The following is a 587-nucleotide window of genomic DNA, read 5'->3' on the forward strand; positions in this document are numbered from 1 at the left end:
CATGCGAGTCCAGGACCTCGATGCCGCAGCGGCGTGGATGGGTGCTTATGCGTCCTGGGAAGCAAAGTGGGAGTCGTTCTTGAAGCAGCGCACCTACGCGAAGAAGGGCGTGGAACGACCCTCATGGGCTAAACCGAGCCAGAACTGGTGGTACACCCACATCCGCCTGCGCCGAGTCCAGGGACTCTACCGGCAACTGATCCGGGACAAGTCCTTGTTCACCTTCCTCGACGATCATTACGTCGAAAACCAACAGCGCACCGTGGAGCGGGCCACCTCCCGGCTGGAGGGCGGGCCCAACAGCGCGATCAAACACCTACTGCGCCATCACAGAGGCATGCCCGATCACCACTCACGCAAAGCCGTGGACTGGCTGCTCAACAGCCTCACCGAACACCCCCATGCCCCATGGGAACTGGTACAGCGCCAGCACCAAAAAGCAGCAAAGCAAACCCAGCAGAAGTCCGTGGAGGAAGAACCGATCGGCCCAGAGACCTACGGCACCGCAGCCATCACTGAAGAAGGACTCTGGGCCAGGAAAGGCTGGGCCGGCAGCCCCTGACACGCCCGGGCCATACACACATTTC

Annotated in this window: 1 pseudogene; it reads left to right on the forward strand. The window is 61.5% G+C overall.

What is annotated here, in order from left to right:
- Positions 1-562, forward strand: a pseudogene (locus FEF26_RS15835) (IS256 family transposase); the annotation flags it as partial.
- Positions 563-587 lie beyond the last annotated feature (25 nt).

Origin of the sequence: Nesterenkonia salmonea (genome assembly GCF_005771525.1) — a bacterium.
GTDB lineage: Bacteria > Actinomycetota > Actinomycetes > Actinomycetales > Micrococcaceae > Nesterenkonia > Nesterenkonia salmonea.